This is a genomic window from Oligella sp. HMSC09E12 (assembly GCF_001808505.1).
In the GTDB taxonomy this organism is placed as follows: Bacteria; Pseudomonadota; Gammaproteobacteria; order Burkholderiales; family Burkholderiaceae_B; genus Oligella; species Oligella urethralis.
The window spans coordinates 1-794 of the sequence record NZ_KV793579.1; the positions used below are offsets into that span (position 1 = coordinate 1).

At 49.5% G+C, this 794-nt stretch carries 2 protein-coding genes; both read right to left on the minus strand.

The features are described from left to right. Positions 1-39 precede the first annotated feature (39 nt). Positions 40-312 carry a hemagglutinin repeat-containing protein gene (locus tag HMPREF3179_RS06160; RefSeq protein ID WP_070470093.1) on the minus strand — a complete coding sequence of 91 codons (273 nt, stop codon included), beginning with the start codon at positions 310-312 and terminating at the stop codon, positions 40-42. A gap of 296 nt (positions 313-608) precedes the next feature. After that, the coding region (locus HMPREF3179_RS06165; RefSeq protein ID WP_141743450.1) for a DUF596 domain-containing protein at positions 609-794 on the minus strand (186 nt) is incomplete at its 5' end.

Below are 794 nucleotides of genomic sequence, written 5' to 3' on the forward strand. Positions count from 1 at the left end.
CTTCACCCACAGACTTAGCAGCCGGAATTCCATACCCTTTCAGCGAAGCCCTAAATCAATGTGATTATTCACCACGATCTGATAGCCCCCGTCACCAGCATAAACGCCTGACGGCTGAATGACGCTTGCGTAATCGGCTTGGATCGTTGAGCGACTCAGGTTTGCACCCCCAGAAGCACCCACCCCCACCGTCAGCTGACCACCTAGGCTCTGTTGTTTGCCCTCATAAGTCGCTGTGTCCTGTACGCTCTCGATGTGAAGTTTCTCAGTGGCGATCTGCACCCTCTCGCCCAACACCTGTGCACCGCGCAAAGTGATGCCTGCAATGTCGTCAGGCTGGTGCCATCACCAATCTGTGTCTGACGGTGTGTTACGCTGTCGGCGTTGCCGTAACCTTTGCCTCGATTGGCACCCGCAGTGATACCCACGGTCGGTATCGTTAGACCCGCATCGAACCGCAACTTGAAGACTTGAATCTAAGTGCCCTCCATTGAGCCGTCTTCATAAATCCACACAAAACCACACATTGGCCAAAACTCAATTAAGTTACCGTGTTTATCTTCCGTAAATTGAAAGCCAAAACCCGCTAATTTACGCTCATCTTTGGGTCATCGATCGGAATAAAGTTGCACCTGTTCCTCAATAGTGCCCTCAAGAAACTTCCCGTCAAAAGCAAGTTTTATACGCCCTTCCTGCGTCAAACGATACAGGATGGACAAGAATTGTTTACGTTCTTCGTAGGGTGACTTTTCACCTAAAAATGGGCCTGTAAATAATTTTGTGTAACTTCCTTT